Here is a 19,056-nt window from a genome sequence, read left to right as displayed (position 1 = left end):
TCTTCCCCCGAACCACATCCCCTGCCATAATGGGGGAAACCCAAGAACAAGAGCAGCACCCATGCCCGACGATCTGTTGACGCCCGAAGCAACCACCACCTATGACGCCTCCTCGATCGAGGTGCTGGAAGGGCTGGAACCTGTTCGCAAACGCCCCGGCATGTATATCGGCGGCACCGATGAGCGTGCTTTGCACCATATGGTGGCCGAAATCCTGGACAACTCGATGGATGAGGCGGTCGCAGGCCACGCGAACCGAATTGAGGTTGAGCTGCACGCCGATTACGCCCTGACCGTGCGCGACAACGGGCGCGGCATTCCGATCGATCCGCACCCCAAATTCCCCGACAAATCGGCGTTGGAGGTCATCCTGTGTACCCTGCATGCGGGCGGTAAGTTTTCGGGCAAGGCCTACCAGACTTCGGGCGGTCTGCACGGCGTGGGGGCTTCGGTGGTCAACGCGCTGTCGGATTCCATGGTCGTTCAGGTGGCCCGCGACAAGACGCTGTTTGAACAACGCTTTTCACGCGGCATTCCCCTTGGCCCCGTCGAAAAGGTCGGCGCGGCCCCCAACCGACGCGGCACAACTGTCACCTTCCACGCCGATGCCGAGATCTTCGGCCATCACAAGTTCAAACCGGCCCGGCTGTTCAAATCCATCCGCTCCAAGGCCTATCTGTTCTCGGGCGTGGAAATCCGCTGGAAATCTGCCATTGATGACGGCGAAACGCCGACCGAAGCCACGTTCCACTTCCCCGGCGGCCTGTCCGATTACCTCAAGGAAACGATGAACGGCTCGTCCACCTATGCGGAGCAGCCCTTTGCGGGCACCGTGGACTTTCAGGAAAAATTCGGCACCCCCGGCAAGGTCGAATGGGCGATCAACTGGACACCCTCGCGCGATGGGTTCATCCAGTCCTACTGTAACACCGTGCCAACGCCCGAGGGTGGAACACATGTTGCGGGGTTCTGGGCGGCGGTCCTCAAGGGGATCAAGGCTTACGGTGAGCTGATCAACAACAAGAAGGCCGGCCAGATCACGCGCGACGATCTGATCACCGGCGGCTGCGCGCTGGTGTCCTGTTTTATCTCAGAACCAGAATTTGTGGGCCAGACCAAGGATCGCCTTGCCACGGTCGAGGCACAACGGCTGGTCGAGAATTCTGTCCGCGACCATTTCGATAACTGGTTGGCCGCGGACACGAAATCCGCCGGCGCGATCCTGGATTTCCTCATCCTGAGGGCTGAGGAACGCCTGCGCCGACGGGCCGAGAAGGAAACACAACGCAAGTCCGCCACTAAGAAACTTCGTCTCCCCGGCAAGTTGGTGGACTGTAGTAGTTCAACACGCGACGGAACGGAATTATTCATCGTCGAAGGCGATTCTGCGGGCGGATCTGCCAAAATGGGCCGAGACCGCAAAACGCAGGCCCTGCTGCCCCTGCGCGGCAAGATCCTGAACGTGCTGGGCGCGGCCAGTTCGAAACTGGGCACCAATGCCGAGATCAACGACCTGACGCAGGCACTGGGTGTGGGTCTTGGCACCAAGTTCAACGTCGACGATCTGCGCTATGACAAGATCATCATCATGACCGACGCGGACGTGGACGGGGCGCATATCGCCTCGCTGCTGATGACGTTCTTCTTCACCCAGATGCGGCCCATGATCGACGCGGGCCACCTGTATCTGGCCTGCCCGCCCCTCTACCGCCTAACGCAAGGCGCCAAACGCGTCTACTGTCTGGACGAGGCCGAGCGCGACGAATGGCTGGAAAAAGGTCTGGGCGGCAAAGGCAAAATCGACGTCTCGCGCTTCAAGGGTCTGGGCGAAATGGACGCCAAGGACCTGAAAGAGACCACGATGGATCCCGCCTCACGCAAACTGATCCGCGTCACCATTGATGAGGACGAACCCGGCGAGACCGGCGACCTGGTCGAGCGCCTGATGGGCAAAAAACCCGAACTGCGGTTCCAGTATATTCAGGAGAACGCGCGGTTTGTGGAGGAGTTGGATGTTTGAGGAATTTAATGTCGAACAAGCAGCCACCGAAGATTAGCCCTACCGAAGGCGGCGTCGAACCAAACCGACAGAGTAACGACGCCCAAACGCATCTTCCTGTAACCGAAGCTTCCTTTAGACAGGGCCCATTTGGGGAACAACTAAATGCGCTTTCTGCGGACGGGTCAAACACCTTTGGTGGAAAAATAGGAACTCAACTCACAGTTGCGGCTTACCGTCAATTGGAACACAATAACTTAGAACTAAAAAACGAACTTACTCAAAGGTGTAGTCAGCTGGATGAAGCTCGCGATGAGATAGCTGATCTAAAAACTAAGAACGCGACCTCTAGGCTTCAAACTAGACAGCTTAGCAGGGCATCTTGGCTTATGGCTGGGATTTATGCCATTGCAACGGTGCTCATAAGCCTTGGCATAGACAACATTGAGCAAACACATGGCAAGATCACATTTGGACTCGGCTGCGTGTGTTTCTTGATCGGGTTTTTCTCACCGCTAATTCTACTTCCGGAGACCGATCGATGATTGAGCCTCTTAAAATCATTGATGTATTTGACCGCGGAGTAGGTGGCAAGGAAGGTGTTTCAATTCGTGTTCAAGACTATTGCGACTTAGGTCACTACTGGTTGGGATTGGGCGTTCGCCAATCATCAAATGAGATATTTCCGATAAATGACAATTTGTTCTGGCTGGGTCGCGGTTTTGTTAAACCTGGAGACTGGGTGTTTATTTACACTGGTTGGGGCGAACCAAGAACAGTTGATTTGCCCAGCAGCGAAGCAAAGATTTTCTCGTTACATTGGAAGCGCGACACTGTTCTATTTAGGTCTCCCGAGATATTTCCGTACCTAATCAACGCTCCATTTGTCGGCCTTCCTGAGAAAATGGAGGCGACGCAAAGCGGCCTGATCGGGCAGTCCCAAAGTTTGATGCAAACCGATTAGCGTGAATTGAAAGCATCCGCCCGACCTCAATACGATCTTCGCGCCCGGCCATGGGGGCGGGTCGGGCGCGTGCTTGATGCTCCGCATCAAGCATTGGATGGATAGCTTGGGACGCCTCCGCAATCCCTAGGCCGGACTTCAGCCCGGCATTCCCCTCACACCGCCAGCCCGATCAGGGCCACTCCGCCCGCCATCAGCACCGCCGCGCCCAATCGGCGCATCCAGTTGCCCTCGTGCAAAAACACAAACCCAATCAACGCCGCGAAGATCACCGAGGTTTCGCGCAAGGCCGACACGGCCCCCAAAGGCGCAAAGTTCTTGGCATACAGCACCAGACCATAGGCCGTCATCGACACAAACCCTCCAAGGATGCCGATCATCCAGACCTTGGCGGGCAGCGCCGCCAGCGTGTCTCGCTTGCGCACCCCCACAAACCCCGCGATGAACAGGTGCAGGAACGCGCCCCAGGCCCAGTAGCTGAGCGTATTGCCCGACAAACGCACGCCTATCCCATCGACCACCGAATAGATCGAGATGCAGAACCCCGTGCCCAGCGCAAAACCCAGCGCGCTGCGCCCGACCCCGGATCGCAGGGCGCTCCAACTGCTCAGTTGAATGCCCAGCGCGATCAGGGCGATCCCACCCCAGGCTTGCAGGGGCAGAACCTCACCCACCAGCACCATGGCCCAGAGCGAAACCAGCGCGGGCACGATGCCCCGTGCGATGGGGTAAACGACGCTGAGGTCGCCGTGCTGATAGGCTTTGCCCAGCATGAAGTAATAGCCGAAATGAACAACGGTCGAGAGCGCGATGTAGATGAAGCTCTCAGCGCTCGGAAGCGGCAACAACAGGATCATCACTGAGGCCGGGATGACATGCCCAAACGCCACAAGGCCCAGCGTCGTCGTCCGGTCTGCGGCCGTTTTGACTATGGCGTTCCAGACCGCATGCAGCAAAGCCGCAGTAAGAATGATGAGGATGACAAACAGGGTCACGCTTGTGCCTTCCGCGCTGTGTCTTGGCCCTGATTGGGTCAATTAAGCAGGTTGCACAGGAGGCGTTCAATCTCAATCCGGAATTCGATCCCGTGTGGTTTCGCACATGCATTTGCGTTTCGCATCTTCGAAACAACTGCGCGTGATCCCGGTTGCATGGACCATCGCAGCGCCTAAACTTGGGGTCATGAACTTCGTGGCCGAGAACCAATTACCACTTCTGATCCTGTTCTTTGTGTTGGGACTGGTCGGAACCGGCTTTCTGTTCCGCAAACCCGCAGGTCACCGGGCGTGGAAACTGGCTGATCTGGTCTGGGTCGTGCTGGGCGGTATCGGTGCTTTGGTCGCTGTTCTGGCGGGTCTTTATACGGCCGATAGCTCTCGTCTGGATCGGCAGATTGATGTGGCCTATGCGGCCTCATCGGCCTTTGATCGCGATGCAGCGCGCTTCAGGTTGCGGTTCTGCGATCCGGCCTATGACCCCGACACGGGCGTTCTGTGCGAAAAGGTCGAGTTTCTGTCGGCCTCCACCGCCAGCAATGCCGACCTGCCGCTGTTCATTGAGGTCACAAATGAGGTCGCCCCGCTGCAAGGGCTGCATTTCCTGTTTGGCCGGCAAGAGAAGGATGAGATGGAGCAGATGTCAGCCAAGGCAGATGCGTTCAACATCGATCAGTTCCTGGTTTTCACATCATTGGACGACGACACACAGACCGCGATTGACAACATGCGCCGCAAAGTGCCCGCGATTGCAGGGGACTACCTGATTTTGGCCCAAAGCTATGACGAATTGATCGAGCAGGTCGGCAAGTTGAAGGACGAATGGGAATATCTGCAGTCCAACGCGCATATTCTGGTGCTCCAGATCGTTGCGTTATGTCTGGTCAGCTTTGCCGCGCCCTTCAGGCTGGGCAAATCGATTGTCGAACTGCGCACTTCCTTTAGCGCCGATACATTTGAGCAAGATGTTCCGGATCAGCCCCAAGAAGATAGCGCGCCAGGGTCCACAGATTCCGAGCCCCCCGCCGCAGCCAGCCCGCCTGCACATAACGCTCCGCACTCGTGACGGCGCGCGCCTCCAGCAGCGTGATCCGAGGCAGTGTGCGCGCAAGGGCCACATCCTCCATCAATGGCTGGTCCTTATAGCCTCCGGCACGCAGATAGACATCGCGCGGAACCAACAAACCCTGATCGCCATAAGGCAAGCTGAACAAGCCGCTGCGCAGGTTGGCCCAACCGGCGACCCAGCGCGGGGCCAATCCCTTGGCGCGAAATGACAGCCGAAACGCCGCAGGGGATTGTAAAGCCAGATGGTCCACCACGGGTTTCGTCCAACCTGGTTCCAGCACAGTATCGGCGTGCAAAATCAACACCCAATCACCCCTGGCCAGGGCACAGCCACGCCGTAACTGTCCCCCGCGCGAGGCGGGTCCGTCGACCAGCTCTGCCCCGGCTTCTTCAGCGATCTCCGGTGTTAGATCGGTCGAGCCACCATCGCTTATGATCAACTCGCGGATCAGGCCCGCATGCAGCCCCTCCATCAGGGCCTGCAAACAAGCGGGCAGCGTTGGTTCTGCATTCAATGTTGGGATCACGATGCTGATCGGCGCGGGCACAGCTGATAACCTCTGGTCTTGGCAGTAGAACTTCCTATATCACGAGGCCAGAGCAAATGACGAGGACCCTGCCATGCCCAATCGCCGCATCCTGCGCCTGACCGGCTCGGATACCGAGAGTTTTTTGCAGGATCTGATCACCAACGATATTGGTGGACTGGAGGCCGGGCTGGTCTATGCGGCGCTGCTGAACCCTCAGGGCAAGTATCTGGCTGATTTCTTTCTCAAGCGAGACGGTGACGCCGTACTGCTGGACGTTGCGGAAGAATTGGGCGACGGGCTGGCAAAACGGCTGGGCATGTACAAGCTGCGGGCAGATGTGGCGATTGAGCCCGCGGGCTTGAACCTCCAGCGTGGCACGGGGCCTGCGCCCGAAGGCGCCCTGCCCGATCCGCGCGATGCGGACATGGGCTGGCGCGTTTACACCGATGGGCCCGAAGGTGATGACGGGACCGATTGGGATGCCATCCGTGTGCGACATTGTATTCCCGAAAGCGGGATAGAACTGCATCCGGACAGCTACATCCTTGAGTCGCGTTTCGAAGACCTGAACGGCGTGGATTTCAAAAAAGGCTGCTATGTCGGGCAAGAGGTTACCGCCCGGATGAAACACAAGACCGAGCTACGCAAAGGACTGTGCCGGGTTCGGGTTGAAGGTAGCGCGCCGGCAGGAACCGAGATCAAAGCTGACGGGAAACCGGCGGGGACTCTGTTCACTCAATCCGGGGCGCATGGGATCGCACATCTGCGCTTCGATCGTGCCAAAGGCGAAATGCGTGCCGAGGGTGCAGTGATCACACGCGCCGACTAGACCCGCGCTGTTGCCGATGCGTTACGCTTGAACGCGGCTCAGCCGCGGACAGGTTTGATCTGCTGTCCCGCACTGCCAAACTGAGGGCGTCGAAACCATCCGGGTGCCGTCATGCTAAAGCTCTACACCGCAATCTGGCGCGCAAGCGCCGGACGGCAGATTATTCTAATCGTACTGTCACTGGCTGTTGCTGCACTGGCCGCGGTTCCGCTTGAGTTTCAGCGTGACATCATAAACCACCTGACCTCGACCGATGTGGGGATCGAACGACTGGTTCTCTTGGGCCTTGGGATGATGGGCGTCATCCTTATGAGCCTCGCTCTGAAATGGGTCTTGGGGTATCGTGCCGGAACCCTGGGTGAGGACCTGATCCGCCTGATCCGCCAGCGCCTTCTGTGGCGTTCGACTGATTTGAATTCATCAGGTGAAACCCTCCGCAAGGGTGCAATGAGCACCGCGATATCGGCCGAGGCCGAGGAGCTCGGGAAATTTGCAGGTGGTGCGTTCTCGGATCCTGTGGTGCAGATCGGCACCCTGATCAGCGTGATCGGCTATATCTCCTCTACCCAACCGGGGCTTGGAATGATTGCGTTTTCGATGATCGTGCCACAAATCGTTATCGTCTTGATGTCGCAACGAAAAGTGAACATCTTTGTCGCTGAACGTGTCCGTGTTCTGCGACAGGCCACTGACACTCTGACCACTGATGATTTGAAAGCGGCCGAACACGATATCAACGCGATGTTTGACGACATATATGAAACGCGGCGGCGAATGTTTCTGTGGAAACTATCAGCCAAATTTCTCCTGAGCGTCATCAACGGTGCAGGTACTGTCGGCGTTCTGATGCTGGGCGGCTGGTTGGTGCTTCAGGGCCGAACCGATGTGGGCACCGTGGTGGCCGCCACCAGTGGCCTCAGCCGAATTCAGGGGCCAACGTCGTTCCTGATCGCCTTCTACCGGCAAGTTAGTGCGAACCGTATCAAGTATGAGCTGATGCTTGAGTTGTTCGGCCCTGACCCGTCGCACTATCGTCGGATACACAAACCATAAGAAAAGACCGCGCAGCGGGTGCTTGCGCAGTCTTTTGGGTCCATGGAACGCTTGATGCAGTGTTACGCGCGTTCGGAGTATTCCATGGTCTCGGTGTTTACGATGATCATCTCATCCTGCCCGACAAAGGGCGGCACCATGACCTTGACACCATTGTCTAAAATCGCCGGTTTGAACGAGTTCGCTGCGGTCTGACCTTTGACCACCGGCTCGGTCTCGACAATCTTGCAAGTCACCTTTTGCGGCAGCGTCGCGTTCAACGCCTCGCTTTCATAAAATTCTACAACGATTGTCATGCCGTCCTGCAGAAACGGGCGCCGTTCGCCCAGCAGGTCAGCTGGCAGTTCGATCTGTTCATAGGTCTCGGCATCCATGAACACCAGCATGCCATCGGACTCGTACAGGAACTGCTGATCCTTCTGCTCAAGGCGCACGCGTTCGACCTTATCCGCAGAACGGAACCGTTCGTTCAGCTTGGACCCATTGCGCAAGTTGCGCAGCTCGACCTGCGCAAAAGCGCCGCCTTTACCGGGCTTTACGTGATCCACCTTTACAGCTGCCCACAGCCCGTCGTTATGCTCAAGCACATTGCCGGGGCGAATTTCGTTCCCATTTATCTTGGGCATTACATATTTCCTTCACAAACGGTTGATGCGTCAGTTGCCGTCCCTATATCTGGCAGGACCAACCCTGACAAGACAACGACACTTAGTGCTGCACCCGCAGCAAGCTATGCACATGACGCAACGCAACTATGCATTTTAGGTGTATCCGAATCGCACCTAATAGGTCATAAGGACCGTCACGCCGAAAATGCAAGAGCAAGAACAACAAGGAAGACGAGATGAGAGATTTCGTTGACGGCACTGCCTTTAACAATGAGCAAGGCAATCGTGCTCGCAAACTTTTTGCAGCCGTTGTGTTGGCTGCGCTTGATGATGCTATCGCCGATGACAAGAAATACGGCAATGGCCCCGAACAGATCGCCCGCTGGGCCCGTTCGCGTGATGGGCGCGAAGTTTTATCCTGTGCCGGTATCGACCCCAACGAGCGGGTTGTCGGTGGCTTGATGGAGTTCGTCGGTCGCGGTGTGCGCACCTCTGTAGCGCTGTCCCGCGAAGAAAGTGAGCGTCGCAACGCCGCTCAGCAGGCCGAAGCAGCCTGAGCCTGCTAACAGCAGGTTTGAAAAAACGCGCCCCTGTCACCGGGGCGCGTTTTTCTTTGTGTGGTCAGAAGATTGTGGTCAGAAAAACCGCAACCATTGCCAAGCGGTCCAGAATTCAGCGCCCAGCAACACAGTAAAAAATATCTTGGCCGTGATCGAAAGGCCCCGGCGCCACAAAACCGCATAGGCGGCTGCGCAAATCAGAGTCGAGATCGGCACAACCCAGAATGCGTGATGCGTACTGTCCCAATAACTGACTGGGCTGTGAAAGACCCAATCGCTGAGCGGCCAGAACTGGGGACGCCCATCGCCTGCATGCAACAGGAAGTCGGTTGCCAGATGCAGTAATCCTGCAGAGGCGACCACGGTGAGGAACTGCCATCCTCGCCACATCCCAAGCGCCAAAGCCAACCCCCACAGAAGGAATGAGTTATCGATGGCAAAGATCGCCTGCCATGCAGGCGAGAAATAAAGCTCATCGAAGACAACGTTCGGCGGAATACCCAGAACATAGAGTGATGTACCCGCCATCAGATAAAGCGACAGGTCTGGCAACAGCGACCCCAGCAGCGCGGCCCCCAGGATACGCCCGTGCGCAGGCCGTGCAAAAACGGCGGCGCCGATCAAAAGATGCGCGGGCGTATTCATCCAGGGCTTTCCCTTCGGCGTCAAATCAGGTCATCTGCACGCCAGCATAGGAGACGACTATGGTTCGTGCCATCATGATTCAGGGTACCGGCAGCAATGTCGGGAAATCGGTGCTCGTGGCCGGGCTGGCGCGCGCTTATACGCGGCGTGGGTTGAGAGTTGCTCCGTTCAAACCGCAGAACATGTCGAACAATGCTGCAGTGACCGAAAACGGGGGTGAGATCGGACGGGCCCAGGCGTTGCAAGCGCGGGCTGCAAAACGTGCCACGCATACGGATATGAACCCGATCCTGCTGAAACCCGAAACCGACACCGGTGCTCAGATCATCGTGCAGGGGCAGCGCGCTGGGACCATGAAGGCAGGAGACTATCGCAAGGACAAATCCAAGTTGCTGGGCGCCGCGTTGGAGAGTTTTGACCGGCTGTGCGGGGATGCCGATCTGGTCCTGATCGAAGGGGCCGGCAGCCCAGCCGAGACCAACCTGCGCACGGGCGACATCGCCAATATGGGCTTTGCCTGTGCAGCGGGTGTTCCTGTGGTTCTGGTCGGTGACATCCACCGGGGTGGCGTGATCGCGCAGATCGTTGGTACCCAAGCCGTACTGGATGACGGCGATCTGGCGATGATCAAGGGATTTGCCGTGAACCGGTTCAAGGGCGATGTGTCCCTTTTCGATGAAGGGCGCGATGACATTGCGGAACGCACCGGTTGGCCATGCTTGGGCGTTGTTCCCTGGTTTCACGATGCGTGGAAACTGCCCGCCGAAGACATGATGGACATTCGATCCCATACCGGCGGCGCCTGTAAGGTTGTGGTTCCTCAACTTGAGAGGATGGCCAATTTCGACGATCTGGACCCGTTATCCGCAGAATCCGGCGTGAGCGTCGAGATCATACCCGCAGGCCGCCCCTTGCCCGGCGATGCCGACCTTGTGTTACTGCCCGGCAGCAAATCCACCATCGGCGACCTGACCTATTTCAGGGCTCAGGGATGGGATATCGACCTGCTGGCGCATGTCCGTCGTGGCGGACATGTTCTGGGCCTGTGTGGCGGCTATCAGATGCTGGGCAAAACCATCGCTGATCCGGATGGCGTGGATGGTCGTCCAGGCACGATTGACGGGCTCGGCCTCCTAGATGTCGACACAGTCATGGCAGGCAAGAAACATGTGACGCTGACCGAAGCCATTGCCCTGCCCAACCGCGCGCCTGTCAGCGGGTATGAAATTCATATGGGCCGGACCGAAGGCCCGGATTGCGCACGTGCTTGGCTGGAGGTCGATGGTCGCCCCGAAGGGGCTGCAAGCGCAAACAACCGTATTCTGGGCAGCTACCTGCACGGCATATTCTCATCCGATGTGTTCCGCGCCCAATATCTGGCAACATTGGGTGTGAAATCTGAGAATGCGTATGAAGACGGGGTTGAGCAAACGCTTGATGCGCTGGCCGATCACCTGGAACAGACCATGGATTTAGACCTGTTGCTGGAACTGGCGCAGGCACCCAAGCGCGCCTGAGCGGCTATTCCAATTCCTGCGCAGCCAATGCGCGATAAATCTCGCGCCGCACCATTTTGCGGACATTGCGCGTGATCCGTTCGCCCAACGCGCCTTTCAGCTCTTCCCGGACGACCTCGGCGATCATTGAACGCAGCGCTTCTTCGTCGACTGACAATTCCCGAAGCTGCGCAGCCTCCTGTTCCGCAGCCTCGGTCACGGGCACAGCCTCGGCAGAGCGGATAAATGTGGCGGGCTGCGCCTCATCACTTTCTAACTCTTCTTGTTGAGGCGTTTCGATGACTGGTTCTTCGACGTCGGAAGCAACCTGATCGCTCTGGGGCAGTTCATCTTCTGGCTGTTCATCCAGAGAGGTTTGCCCATCACCTTCAGCAAATGCCGTACCCGTATCCCAGGACAGGCTTTGATTCGGTGTACCTGAATAGGCATCATCGCTGTCACCGTCAGGCTCCCACTGATCTTCAGTACGGGCAATGGCAGCTTCCAGCGCTTCAATCTTTGCGCTCAGGCTGAGTGTCGGGTCGTCCGAATGCTCATCCATCGCCACTTCGCTGGGGGTTTCCTGATCGGCGCCCGCATCATCTCGCACGATATCGCAGGCGCGCAGCAGCATTGGTTTTGCCGAAACTTCGGCACTGTATTCAGGTTCCAGTTTCAACAGGGCAGTTTCAGCCGCAGCGGGTTTTGAGATGCGCAGCGCATCCGTTAGCACCAAACGACCGGGTTTGCGCGCTTTGGCGCTTTGATCAGCCCCCTTGCCCGTTTTACCTTCTTCACTGACAAGACGTTTGACCGAAGACAAAACGTCTTCGATCCCGGCTTTTACGACATTATCCGCCATTTTTCTCTACCGCTCTATCCTCAGGGTAGAGTGTAGCCAATCCTGTCAAAGCGAACAACAGGTAGTATTGCCCGTCAGTCCCGGCGCAACGCTTTTAGCACGCGATCCAGATCCTTGCTCTGTTTGCTGACCTGCGCTGGTGCATTTTTGACCAGATTGTAGTACAGCGTCGGGTCGTAAATCTGCACAGCCAGTCCCAAACGTTCGGCCGTCAGAAGGCCCTGAGCCTGAAGCAGCTGATACGCGGCCAGCGAACGCTCGGTCCGCGATGCGATCTCAGCCAGTTGCGCATCCAGCAAATCCTGCTGGGCCGTCAACACATCCAATGTGGTACGTGCACCAAGTGTGGCCTCTTCGCGGATACCGTCGAACGCCACCTGCGACGCGCGAACGCGCTCGGTCGATGCCGTCAGACTAGCTGTTGCAGTTTCAAACCGGACATAGGCATCGGTCACGCCCTGCGTGATATCTTTTTGCACATTCAACAGGTTCGCCCGCGACGCATCTCGGGTGGCCATGGCACGGCGGACAACCGCTGCCAATCGGCCACCAGCATAGATCGGCTGGCGGAAGATCAGCGAGACAGATGCGTTTTCGTTGTTGTCGTCATTGTCGTAGCTCTCAGTCAGACCGGCATCTGCACTCAAACTGACATTTGGACCAAGTCCGGCACGCTGCTGCTGAACGGTCAAATCCAAAGCGCGCACCTGATGCTGGGCCGACAAGATCGACGGATGATTGCGAAGCGCCAGATTGATCGCCTCGGACTGCGAGCGCGGTAAGTTTGGCAGGCTGGGCTGCCCCGTTGTGCGGCCCGGCAGTTTGCCGACGGCATTGACATACTCCGCTTGTGCCGTGCTCAGATCACCACGCGCATCGGCAAGATCCGCGCGCGAGCTTGCCAGCTGTGACTGCGACAAGGCCACGTCAGTCCGGGTCACTTCACCCACTTCGAAACGGTCATTCGATGCCCGCAGTTCTTCACTGGACAGATCGACGTTGTTTTGACGAATTTGAACTGTCTCTTCCTGCAAAAGCACATTCAGATAGGCGGTCGCCGCGCGGAATAGAACCTGTTGCTCGATATTGATCAGCGATTGACGTGTCGCCAGAACAGTTTCCTGCGCGGATTGCTTGCCAAGAACGGATGCGCCACCGTCATAGACCAACTGGCTCAGCGTCAGACCCGTGAAAAAATCTGTGGGCTCATTGCTTGATACAACGCCGCTGGTTCTGCTTCGGTTGTAAGTTTGCGTGACACGCACGGTCCAGTCGATGATGGGGCGCAGAGCAGCCAGCGCAATCGCCACGTCTTCATCTGCAGCCCGCAGCAGCGCGCGATTTTGCTCCAACAACCCGCTGGTGTTGTAGGCCCCGATAAACGCATCTGTAAGGTTATCAGCCCATGCCTGACGCAGCGGCATAACGCTTAAGGCCAGTCCTGCGGTCAATGCACACGCTCTGACCAGTTTGCCAGTCGCCGTCCTACGCATCACCAAATCCTCTCAACTCAAAAAATTTCTGCCCTGTCGGCAATTTGCGCCGTCATTTTCAACTAATCAAGGTGGCAGAACAAACTACCTCTGGACTATAGCGAAAATGCACTCTGATGGGAAAAGCTATCCAGCACTGGCGCGCTGGCATTGAAAACGTCACGCCAGCTGACACGCCCACCCGTCTTGCGCCCGATACGAACAACACCCAAGCCGTCCTCGACAAACAAGCAGGCGATGCGGCCATTGTCTTTCAATTGATCCAACAGAGCGCCCGGCACTTGTTGCACCCCTCCCTGGATCATGATCGCATCGTAGGGCCCATGCTCTTCCGCACCCTGTTCTAAAGGACCAACGTGCACCACGGCATTGTCAGCAGCAACTTCGGTGAGCGCATTTTGCGCCTCCGATGCCAATGCTTCGTCGCTTTCCACTGCAACAACCAATTCTGCCATACGCGCGGCTACCGCGGTCGAATACCCCAGAGCCGGCGCGATATCGAGCACGACCTCGTCATTGCAAATATTCAACGCATCCAACATCTTGGCCAGGGTTCGCGGCTCCAACAAACTACGCCCATTCCCCAGATCGATTACATCTTCGACATAGGCGGCTTCGCGCTGCGAATCCGGCACAAAGTCTTCGCGCGGCACCGAGAGCATGGCATCAATGATCGGGAACTTCGTCACATCCGAAGGTCGCACCTGAGTATCAACCATTATGCGGCGTCGCGTTGCGAAATCTGTCATGTGATCTCTCGTCTGAAGTCTCAAGCCTGTTCGGCTTTTGCCACATCCCTTGGTCACCGGCAACGCCTCTATTGCCGCAATCATTCATCATCAATGATTGGGCTGAGTATGAAATCGCGGTATTTCGCACTTTGGTCCGGAAATTTCATGGCTGTCCTCTGGACGCCCTGCCGCAAAGCTGCTAAAACGCCAACCACACCATGGCAAGTATTTGATTTTACTTGAAAAGGCGAGTTGGCGGAGTGGTGACGCAGCGGATTGCAAATCCGTGTACACCGGTTCGATTCCGGTACTCGCCTCCAATTATTTCCAAATCATTGATTTAGCCCTGTGGTGCTCGGGTGGGACACACCTACAATGATACAATCATCCTGCCTAAGCCTTTAAAGACACGGTGTTTATTGCTCCCGTTGGCTTATCACTCCTTCTATTAAGGGAAGACGAGCATCTGTAAGAATATCGCTGCGTACGCACTGCCCGCATCGAGCTGGTGATCTGGACCGCTGTACACGACTGGAGCGCGCACTTGAATAAACACTAAAGTCCAGTGTCTCATGGGTGCGCAGGTTACCCGTGAAAGCGGATCTGGCGTTGGTATTTTGGGGGAGGCTTCTAACATGACGCACTCATTCTCACCCCAACGAAACGGTTCATTTTTCGCAACGATCGAACGGGTACCGAGTATTTTGTTCATGCATACTGGCTAACCAGTAAGTTCCGTGGGGGCGGTGCATGCCAACCCCCGGTAAATAGTGACGATCTACACCCCCGGAAATCGAGCAGGAGAATAACCGAATGAAACTGTTTTTCGCTGAAAAAGTTGACGGCACCGCGCGCGTTTTCAACACTCGCTATCTGGTCGGCATCAGTGGCTATTCTGTCGGTGGCGTAAAGCAAAAAGGAAAGTGTTGTTTTCACACTGACCCGAGTTCTGATGGCGTCGGACGGCACTATATCAAGGGCAGCCTCAAGAGCTGGATCAAGCGCTTGGGCGTGATGGAATGAACGTCCAAATCAGTTTTTTGCGGTGCATTGATCACTTGATCGGTGAGATCAATGAACTCAAAGACCACCCAATCGCACTGCACCAAGGCCAACAAACACGGCTAGATTCGGACGGTCGGACCGACGGGGAATCTAGAACGAGGTAACTGTTTGTTTTGCTCTTATTTAGTGGTGCCCCCACACGGACTCGAACCGCGGACCTACTGATTACAAATCAGTTGCTCTACCAGCTGAGCTATAGGGGCGCTGACCGTCGATTACTTTCTCCAGAGAAAGACTGCAAGCCGGAAATTTAGCATAGAGTTAGGGATTGTCGATTTTCCTTAGAAAGTGTGAAATCACTCGCAACGAAATGCCCAGTCTTGATAACAGTGAAGCAAAGCTGAAAACGGCTCTGCAGGACAGTCGGGCGCAAGGAACATGATGCATGTAGTCATTCACGCCGGGGTCCCCTACACGGATGCGGGACAATTGCTGGCAAATCTCGCAGCCCACAAAGGCGCGTTGTACAAAGCTGGGACCTTACCACTAGGACCACGCCGGTGCAGGCAATTCGTCAAGGTCATGTCCGACGCCATGGCGAGCGGTCTGCCTCTTGCAGAGGCACGCGAGCAGATGAATGCCGTGCTGCCTGATGCTGGGGATATTCAGCGTGTCGTTGTTTCCAGCGAAAAGTTCTTTGGGCCGATGCGCGCAGCCTTGCAACATGGGCAGATCTATCCCTTTGCGGGGAAGCGGGCTGCGTATACGCAGGACCTGCTGAATGGCGCGCAGATCGAAATTTTTGCCGGGCTGATGAACCCCGGCCTTTTCATCCCAAGGGTTTTGACGGCACTGGACCCGGCGCGCACCAGATCAATACTGGACACGACAGACCTGAGTTGTCTCAGCTGGGTCACCATGATCGAAGACCTGGGCGATCTGGTTCCAGATGTCAAAATCACCCTTTGGGAGAACGAGGACTCACCACTGATCTGGGGAGACATCCTGCGCGCTATGGCCGGTTTGCCCGACAGCATTGCCATCCCTGGGGAACATACCTTGCTCGCTTCTTTACTGACCGAACAGGGTAAACATCAGCTTTTGCCGTTGATCCAGCAGGAACAATCCGGCGCACGGCTTGCATCAGGCGCTGAACTGGCTGGGCTACTTGAGGCCCATGCTCAACCCGATCGGGTTGAGGAGGAGTTAGACCTGCCCGGCTGGAGCACTGAAATCGTCAGTGCGTTTTCCGAGCTTTATGCACAAGACATGGCAAAAATCCGAACGATGCCGAATGTACGAATATTAGAGGTCTGAACCAGTCAGACGCTCTACATTCCCAATGCTTCTTTGTACATTTCCAGCACCGCTTCTTCTTCGGCGATGTCGTCCTTGTCGCGCTTACGCAAGGCAATCACCTTCCGCATGACCTTGGTGTCGTAGCCACGGGCCTTGGCCTCGGCCATTACTTCTTTTTGCTGTTCAGCCAGATCCTTTTTCTCAGCATCCAGCCGTTCAAACCGTTCGATGAACTGACGCAGCTCTCCCGCTGTGACGCGGTAGTTGGCGGTGGCCTGATCTTCGGTCATGTCTTCCATAGGCGTCTCTCCCCAAGGCTAGAATCTGATGCTGTGTCATCGGCAAGATGCCGGATACAGTGCGACCGCCCCGGTCGCAAGCACGCAATCCTGAACCGGGCCCAAAGCACGCTTGTGCGAATTGCCCCGATCCTTTATGCGCGGGTGCGGATCAGGCAGCTTTGCGGGGAACCATGTTTGAATTCATCACTTGGGGCGGGGCCGCGCTGTCCGTTGCCGGGCTTGCCGGGTTGGTCTGGTGCATTCTGCGCGTGATGAAAGCGCGCAAGGCCGGACTGTCTGATGATGAACTGCGTGCGGTTGTTCAGGGCGTTCTGCCCTGGAACCTCGGATCACTTTTCCTGTCGGTGATTGGCTTGATGCTGGTTATCCTCGGGATTTCCTTCGGATGACCTTGCGGATTTAGACAGGCATATTGTCAAACTGCGCTTCCATCGCATCTTCGCACAACGCCGAGTCCAGTCGACGCAAACGAGATGGGACATGCATGCCCTGACGGCGCATGCGATCAACGATCTTGCTCACACTCGGTTGCAGGGCCAGGCGCGTATCGAGACAGGCATTCTCGAGCTTTTGTTCAATCTCTGTGAATTCGGAAAACAGGGTGTTCTGTTTCATATCGCTCCTCCCAAGTGGCGCCAGTATCTCCGATATAGGTAACGGGATTAAGACCAGAACAATCTAACCTCAGGTTGTGCGGAATCTTGCCGGGTAATTCGGTAGATTCGGCAGTCTTTCCCGCTTCGACTAAAGTTTAATCCAATATTGGTGTGGCTGCCTTGACAGACATCAATTGCCAAATCGGCAGTTGAAACACATTCCACATCCAATACATGTTATATAGACCGGGACGGAGGATGATATGACCCCTAAAGTGCAGGCTTTTTTTGATGATCAAACCTTCACGGTTTCCTATGTCGTGCACGAACCCGAAGGCCGGGCCTGCGCTATCGTCGACAGCGTTCTGGATTTCGATCATGCATCAGGACGCACCGGGACGAAGGCCGCGGACGTCATCGTTAACTATATCCAGTCAAACGATCTGAAGGTCGAGTGGATCCTCGAAAGCCATGTCCACGCCGATCACCTGTCGGCCGCGCCTTATCTTCAGGAAAAGCTGGGTGGCAAAATCGGGATCGGCGATCAGATCGTGACCGTGCAGGACACCTTTGGCAAAGTATTCAACGAAGGCACTGAATTCCAGCGCGATGGCAGTCAATTCGATGCCCTGTTCAAGCAAGGCGACAGCTTTCATATCGGTCAGATGCGTGGGGATGTGTTGCACACGCCCGGTCATACCCCAGCCTGCCTGACCTATGTGATCGGCGACGCGGCCTTTGTTGGCGATACATTGTTCATGCCTGATTTTGGCACCGCCCGTTGCGACTTTCCGGGCGGGTCGTCGTCTACGCTGTATGAATCGATCCAGAAAATCCTCGCCCTGCCTGATGAAACGCGGGTCTATGTGGGACATGACTACAAGGCCCCAGGCCGGGATCAATACGCCTGGGAAACCACTGTGGGTGAGCAAAAAGCGCTCAACATTCATATCGGACAGGGGCGCAGCGTCGAAGAGTTCGTGGAAATGCGCGATGCACGGGATGCAACGCTGGCAATGCCACGCCTGATCCTGCCGTCTCTGCAGGTCAATATGCGTGCGGGTCAGATGCCCCCGGCGGATGAGCAGGGCGATGTGATGCTCAAGCTGCCGATCAACAAGCTCTGACTCTGCGACAACAACATTAAGGACGAACCGGATATGGACGCATCTTGGGTGATGGGCCTTTTGGGCGGATTGCTGATTGGTCTTGGCGGTGCGGTGTATCTGCTCGGCAATGGCCGCGTCATGGGGGCCAGCGGTATACTGGGCGGACTGGTCGACGGCAGCGCGCGCAACGAGATCGCCGAGCGTCTGGCATTTATTGTCGGCTTAATCGGAATGCCCCTGCTGTTACGCCCATTGATCGCGCCACATTCTGAAACACATCTGACCGGAAATCTGCTGCTGGTCGTGATCGCCGGGCTGCTGGTGGGTGTCGGGACCCGCATCGCAAATGGTTGCACCTCTGGCCACGGTGTGTGCGGCATCTCTCGGTTCTCACCGCGCGGGATTGTGGCAACACTGATTTACATCGCAGCTGGTGCGCTGACTGTTTTGGCCCTGCGGCACATGCTGGAGGTCATTTGATGCGCATCCTGATCGCTTTGATCGCAGGGGCCTTGTTTGGCACCGGCCTCTTGGTTTCGGGCATGACCGACACGACCAAGGTTCAAGGTTGGCTGGACCTGTTCGGCGCCTGGGACCCGACGCTTGCCTTTGTCATGGGTGGGGCCATCCTGCCTATGCTGATCGCCTGGCGGATGACCAACGGACGGCAACCCATCGCAGGCGGCCAGTTTCCGGCACCTCCACGCCCCGAACTGGACCGTCGCTTGATCATCGGCTCTGCGCTGTTTGGCATGGGCTGGGGGCTTGTTGGGCTGTGCCCCGGGCCTGCAATGGCTTCGCTAAGTTATGGGGGCCTCGGCGGATTGCTGTTTATGCTGGCGATGATCACAGGAATGTTCATCGCACCTGGCCTTGGCGCACAGCTAGACAGAGCTGCAAACCCAACCTAAG

At 56.7% G+C, this 19,056-nt stretch carries 22 protein-coding genes, 2 tRNA genes and 1 pseudogene; 15 read left to right on the top strand and 10 right to left on the bottom strand.

Going from position 1 to position 19,056, the window contains the following annotated elements; all coding sequences use genetic code 11:
* Positions 1–61: 61 nt before the first annotated feature.
* The 3 genes from parE to ACR0JX_RS05875 are packed head-to-tail and all read left to right on the top strand — an operon-like array spanning position 62 to position 2,963.
* The gene (gene parE / locus ACR0JX_RS05885) at positions 62–2,020 is read left to right on the top strand and encodes a DNA topoisomerase IV subunit B (protein ID WP_480542223.1); all 1,959 of its coding nucleotides are present in this window, start codon (positions 62–64) and stop codon (positions 2,018–2,020) included.
* Between the two features lie 8 nt (positions 2,021–2,028).
* Positions 2,029–2,544, top strand: a complete 516-nt coding sequence (locus ACR0JX_RS05880) for a hypothetical protein (RefSeq protein ID WP_480542221.1) — start codon at positions 2,029–2,031, stop codon at positions 2,542–2,544.
* Positions 2,541–2,963 (top strand): hypothetical protein, encoded by a 423-nt coding sequence (locus ACR0JX_RS05875; protein ID WP_480542219.1) that lies wholly within the window; start codon positions 2,541–2,543, stop codon positions 2,961–2,963. The genes ACR0JX_RS05880 and ACR0JX_RS05875 overlap by 4 nt, the downstream gene beginning before the upstream one ends.
* Positions 2,964–3,118: 155 nt before the next feature.
* Here the strand turns inward: ACR0JX_RS05875 and ACR0JX_RS05870 are convergent, their stop codons facing one another.
* Positions 3,119–3,958: an EamA family transporter gene (locus ACR0JX_RS05870; RefSeq protein ID WP_480542217.1), complete on the bottom strand. Its 840-nt coding sequence runs from the start codon at positions 3,956–3,958 to the stop codon at positions 3,119–3,121.
* Between the two features lie 187 nt (positions 3,959–4,145).
* Here ACR0JX_RS05870 and ACR0JX_RS05865 point away from each other — a divergent pair.
* A pseudogene (locus ACR0JX_RS05865) lies at positions 4,146–4,892 on the top strand (hypothetical protein); the annotation flags it as partial.
* Positions 4,893–4,899: 7 nt separating this feature from the next.
* Here ACR0JX_RS05865 and ACR0JX_RS05860 read toward each other — a convergent pair.
* Positions 4,900–5,574 carry a TIGR04283 family arsenosugar biosynthesis glycosyltransferase gene (locus tag ACR0JX_RS05860; RefSeq protein WP_480542215.1) on the bottom strand — a complete coding sequence of 225 codons (675 nt, stop codon included), beginning with the start codon at positions 5,572–5,574 and terminating at the stop codon, positions 4,900–4,902.
* Between the two features lie 73 nt (positions 5,575–5,647).
* Between ACR0JX_RS05860 and ygfZ the strand changes: the two genes are divergently transcribed.
* Positions 5,648–6,385, top strand: coding sequence for a CAF17-like 4Fe-4S cluster assembly/insertion protein YgfZ (gene ygfZ / locus ACR0JX_RS05855; protein ID WP_480542213.1), 738 nt, complete (start codon positions 5,648–5,650; stop codon positions 6,383–6,385).
* Positions 6,386–6,496: 111 nt separating this feature from the next.
* Positions 6,497–7,438, top strand: a complete 942-nt coding sequence (locus ACR0JX_RS05850; RefSeq protein ID WP_480542211.1) for an ABC transporter transmembrane domain-containing protein — start codon at positions 6,497–6,499, stop codon at positions 7,436–7,438.
* Between the two features lie 62 nt (positions 7,439–7,500).
* Here ACR0JX_RS05850 and efp read toward each other — a convergent pair whose 3' ends face one another.
* A complete protein-coding gene (gene efp / locus ACR0JX_RS05845; protein ID WP_480542209.1) occupies positions 7,501–8,064 on the bottom strand; it encodes an elongation factor P in 564 nt (187 codons plus the stop codon).
* A gap of 218 nt (positions 8,065–8,282) precedes the next feature.
* On the opposite strand from efp, the gene ACR0JX_RS05840 reads away from it, so the two are divergent.
* Complete coding sequence (locus ACR0JX_RS05840; RefSeq protein WP_008757056.1) at positions 8,283–8,603, top strand: DUF6280 family protein; 321 nt, start codon at positions 8,283–8,285, stop codon at positions 8,601–8,603.
* Between the two features lie 78 nt (positions 8,604–8,681).
* Here the strand turns inward: ACR0JX_RS05840 and ACR0JX_RS05835 are convergent, their stop codons facing one another.
* Positions 8,682–9,251: a cobalamin biosynthesis protein CobQ gene (locus ACR0JX_RS05835; RefSeq protein WP_480542207.1), complete on the bottom strand. Its 570-nt coding sequence runs from the start codon at positions 9,249–9,251 to the stop codon at positions 8,682–8,684.
* A gap of 59 nt (positions 9,252–9,310) precedes the next feature.
* Between ACR0JX_RS05835 and ACR0JX_RS05830 the strand changes: the two genes are divergently transcribed.
* Entirely contained in the window at positions 9,311–10,768 is a 1,458-nt protein-coding gene (locus tag ACR0JX_RS05830) for a cobyric acid synthase (RefSeq protein ID WP_480542205.1), read from the top strand.
* Between the two features lie 4 nt (positions 10,769–10,772).
* Here ACR0JX_RS05830 and ACR0JX_RS05825 read toward each other — a convergent pair whose 3' ends face one another.
* The 3 genes from ACR0JX_RS05825 to ACR0JX_RS05815 form a co-directional block, all read right to left on the bottom strand.
* A complete protein-coding gene (locus tag ACR0JX_RS05825) occupies positions 10,773–11,609 on the bottom strand; it encodes a hypothetical protein (protein ID WP_480542203.1) in 837 nt (278 codons plus the stop codon).
* Positions 11,610–11,683: 74 nt separating this feature from the next.
* Positions 11,684–13,102: a TolC family outer membrane protein gene (locus ACR0JX_RS05820; protein ID WP_480542201.1), complete on the bottom strand. Its 1,419-nt coding sequence runs from the start codon at positions 13,100–13,102 to the stop codon at positions 11,684–11,686.
* Between the two features lie 95 nt (positions 13,103–13,197).
* Positions 13,198–13,851 (bottom strand): protein-L-isoaspartate O-methyltransferase family protein, encoded by a 654-nt coding sequence (locus ACR0JX_RS05815; protein ID WP_480542199.1) that lies wholly within the window; start codon positions 13,849–13,851, stop codon positions 13,198–13,200.
* A gap of 228 nt (positions 13,852–14,079) precedes the next feature.
* Here ACR0JX_RS05815 and ACR0JX_RS05810 point away from each other — a divergent pair.
* Both ACR0JX_RS05810 and ACR0JX_RS05805 read left to right on the top strand, forming a co-directional pair.
* Positions 14,080–14,153, top strand: a tRNA-Cys gene (locus tag ACR0JX_RS05810).
* Between the two features lie 493 nt (positions 14,154–14,646).
* Positions 14,647–14,856: a hypothetical protein gene (locus tag ACR0JX_RS05805; RefSeq protein WP_480542197.1), complete on the top strand. Its 210-nt coding sequence runs from the start codon at positions 14,647–14,649 to the stop codon at positions 14,854–14,856.
* Positions 14,857–15,025: 169 nt separating this feature from the next.
* Here the strand turns inward: ACR0JX_RS05805 and ACR0JX_RS05800 are convergent.
* Positions 15,026–15,101: transfer RNA gene (locus tag ACR0JX_RS05800), tRNA-Thr, on the bottom strand.
* Between the two features lie 175 nt (positions 15,102–15,276).
* Between ACR0JX_RS05800 and ACR0JX_RS05795 the strand changes: the two genes are divergently transcribed.
* The gene (locus ACR0JX_RS05795) at positions 15,277–16,155 is read left to right on the top strand and encodes a hypothetical protein (protein WP_480542195.1); all 879 of its coding nucleotides are present in this window, start codon (positions 15,277–15,279) and stop codon (positions 16,153–16,155) included.
* A 14-nt stretch (positions 16,156–16,169) separates the two neighbouring features.
* On the opposite strand, the gene ACR0JX_RS05790 is transcribed toward ACR0JX_RS05795, so the two are convergent.
* Entirely contained in the window at positions 16,170–16,436 is a 267-nt protein-coding gene (locus ACR0JX_RS05790) for a DUF2312 domain-containing protein (RefSeq protein ID WP_170530827.1), read from the bottom strand.
* Between the two features lie 173 nt (positions 16,437–16,609).
* Here ACR0JX_RS05790 and ACR0JX_RS05785 point away from each other — a divergent pair, with 173 nt between their 5' ends.
* Positions 16,610–16,828, top strand: coding sequence for a hypothetical protein (locus ACR0JX_RS05785; RefSeq protein ID WP_170530829.1), 219 nt, complete (start codon positions 16,610–16,612; stop codon positions 16,826–16,828).
* Between the two features lie 10 nt (positions 16,829–16,838).
* Here the strand turns inward: ACR0JX_RS05785 and ACR0JX_RS05780 are convergent, their stop codons facing one another.
* Positions 16,839–17,054 carry a hypothetical protein gene (locus tag ACR0JX_RS05780; RefSeq protein ID WP_170530831.1) on the bottom strand — a complete coding sequence of 72 codons (216 nt, stop codon included), beginning with the start codon at positions 17,052–17,054 and terminating at the stop codon, positions 16,839–16,841.
* A 244-nt stretch (positions 17,055–17,298) separates the two neighbouring features.
* Between ACR0JX_RS05780 and ACR0JX_RS05775 the strand changes: the two genes are divergently transcribed.
* Genes ACR0JX_RS05775 through ACR0JX_RS05765 form a run of 3 tightly spaced genes read left to right on the top strand, consistent with a single transcriptional unit; the run spans position 17,299 to position 19,055 of the window.
* Positions 17,299–18,162, top strand: coding sequence for an MBL fold metallo-hydrolase (locus ACR0JX_RS05775; RefSeq protein WP_480542193.1), 864 nt, complete (start codon positions 17,299–17,301; stop codon positions 18,160–18,162).
* A gap of 33 nt (positions 18,163–18,195) precedes the next feature.
* The gene (locus ACR0JX_RS05770) at positions 18,196–18,624 is read left to right on the top strand and encodes a YeeE/YedE family protein (protein ID WP_480542191.1); all 429 of its coding nucleotides are present in this window, start codon (positions 18,196–18,198) and stop codon (positions 18,622–18,624) included.
* Positions 18,624–19,055 carry a DUF6691 family protein gene (locus ACR0JX_RS05765; protein ID WP_480542189.1) on the top strand — a complete coding sequence of 144 codons (432 nt, stop codon included), beginning with the start codon at positions 18,624–18,626 and terminating at the stop codon, positions 19,053–19,055. Before ACR0JX_RS05770 ends, ACR0JX_RS05765 begins: the two co-directional genes overlap by 1 nt.
* Position 19,056: the final 1 nt, after the last annotated feature.

Source organism: Ruegeria sp. AH7, from assembly GCF_056541325.1.
Note: the sequence above shows the minus strand (reverse complement) of the source record. Positions and strands in the feature narration are given on the sequence as shown.

Bases quoted from the DNA above. Each gene is read 5' to 3' on its own strand.
- ACR0JX_RS05825 (WP_480542203.1), bottom strand. From the start codon at position 11,609: ATGGCGGATAATGTCGTAAAAGCCGGGATCGAAGACGTTTTGTCTTCG.
- ACR0JX_RS05775 (WP_480542193.1), top strand. From the start codon at position 17,299: ATGACCCCTAAAGTGCAGGCTTTTTTTGATGATCAAACCTTCACGGTT.
- ACR0JX_RS05765 (WP_480542189.1), top strand. From the start codon at position 18,624: ATGCGCATCCTGATCGCTTTGATCGCAGGGGCCTTGTTTGGCACCGGC.
- ACR0JX_RS05795 (WP_480542195.1), top strand. From the start codon at position 15,277: ATGATGCATGTAGTCATTCACGCCGGGGTCCCCTACACGGATGCGGGA.
- ACR0JX_RS05785 (WP_170530829.1), top strand. From the start codon at position 16,610: ATGTTTGAATTCATCACTTGGGGCGGGGCCGCGCTGTCCGTTGCCGGG.
- ACR0JX_RS05780 (WP_170530831.1), bottom strand. From the start codon at position 17,054: ATGAAACAGAACACCCTGTTTTCCGAATTCACAGAGATTGAACAAAAG.
- ACR0JX_RS05805 (WP_480542197.1), top strand. From the start codon at position 14,647: ATGAAACTGTTTTTCGCTGAAAAAGTTGACGGCACCGCGCGCGTTTTC.
- ygfZ (WP_480542213.1), top strand. From the start codon at position 5,648: ATGCCCAATCGCCGCATCCTGCGCCTGACCGGCTCGGATACCGAGAGT.
- ACR0JX_RS05880 (WP_480542221.1), top strand. From the start codon at position 2,029: ATGTCGAACAAGCAGCCACCGAAGATTAGCCCTACCGAAGGCGGCGTC.
- parE (WP_480542223.1), top strand. From the start codon at position 62: ATGCCCGACGATCTGTTGACGCCCGAAGCAACCACCACCTATGACGCC.
- efp (WP_480542209.1), bottom strand. From the start codon at position 8,064: ATGCCCAAGATAAATGGGAACGAAATTCGCCCCGGCAATGTGCTTGAG.
- ACR0JX_RS05840 (WP_008757056.1), top strand. From the start codon at position 8,283: ATGAGAGATTTCGTTGACGGCACTGCCTTTAACAATGAGCAAGGCAAT.
- ACR0JX_RS05875 (WP_480542219.1), top strand. From the start codon at position 2,541: ATGATTGAGCCTCTTAAAATCATTGATGTATTTGACCGCGGAGTAGGT.
- ACR0JX_RS05820 (WP_480542201.1), bottom strand. From the start codon at position 13,102: ATGCGTAGGACGGCGACTGGCAAACTGGTCAGAGCGTGTGCATTGACC.
- ACR0JX_RS05830 (WP_480542205.1), top strand. From the start codon at position 9,311: ATGGTTCGTGCCATCATGATTCAGGGTACCGGCAGCAATGTCGGGAAA.
- ACR0JX_RS05850 (WP_480542211.1), top strand. From the start codon at position 6,497: ATGCTAAAGCTCTACACCGCAATCTGGCGCGCAAGCGCCGGACGGCAG.
- ACR0JX_RS05815 (WP_480542199.1), bottom strand. From the start codon at position 13,851: ATGACAGATTTCGCAACGCGACGCCGCATAATGGTTGATACTCAGGTG.
- ACR0JX_RS05790 (WP_170530827.1), bottom strand. From the start codon at position 16,436: ATGGAAGACATGACCGAAGATCAGGCCACCGCCAACTACCGCGTCACA.
- ACR0JX_RS05835 (WP_480542207.1), bottom strand. From the start codon at position 9,251: ATGAATACGCCCGCGCATCTTTTGATCGGCGCCGCCGTTTTTGCACGG.
- ACR0JX_RS05770 (WP_480542191.1), top strand. From the start codon at position 18,196: ATGGACGCATCTTGGGTGATGGGCCTTTTGGGCGGATTGCTGATTGGT.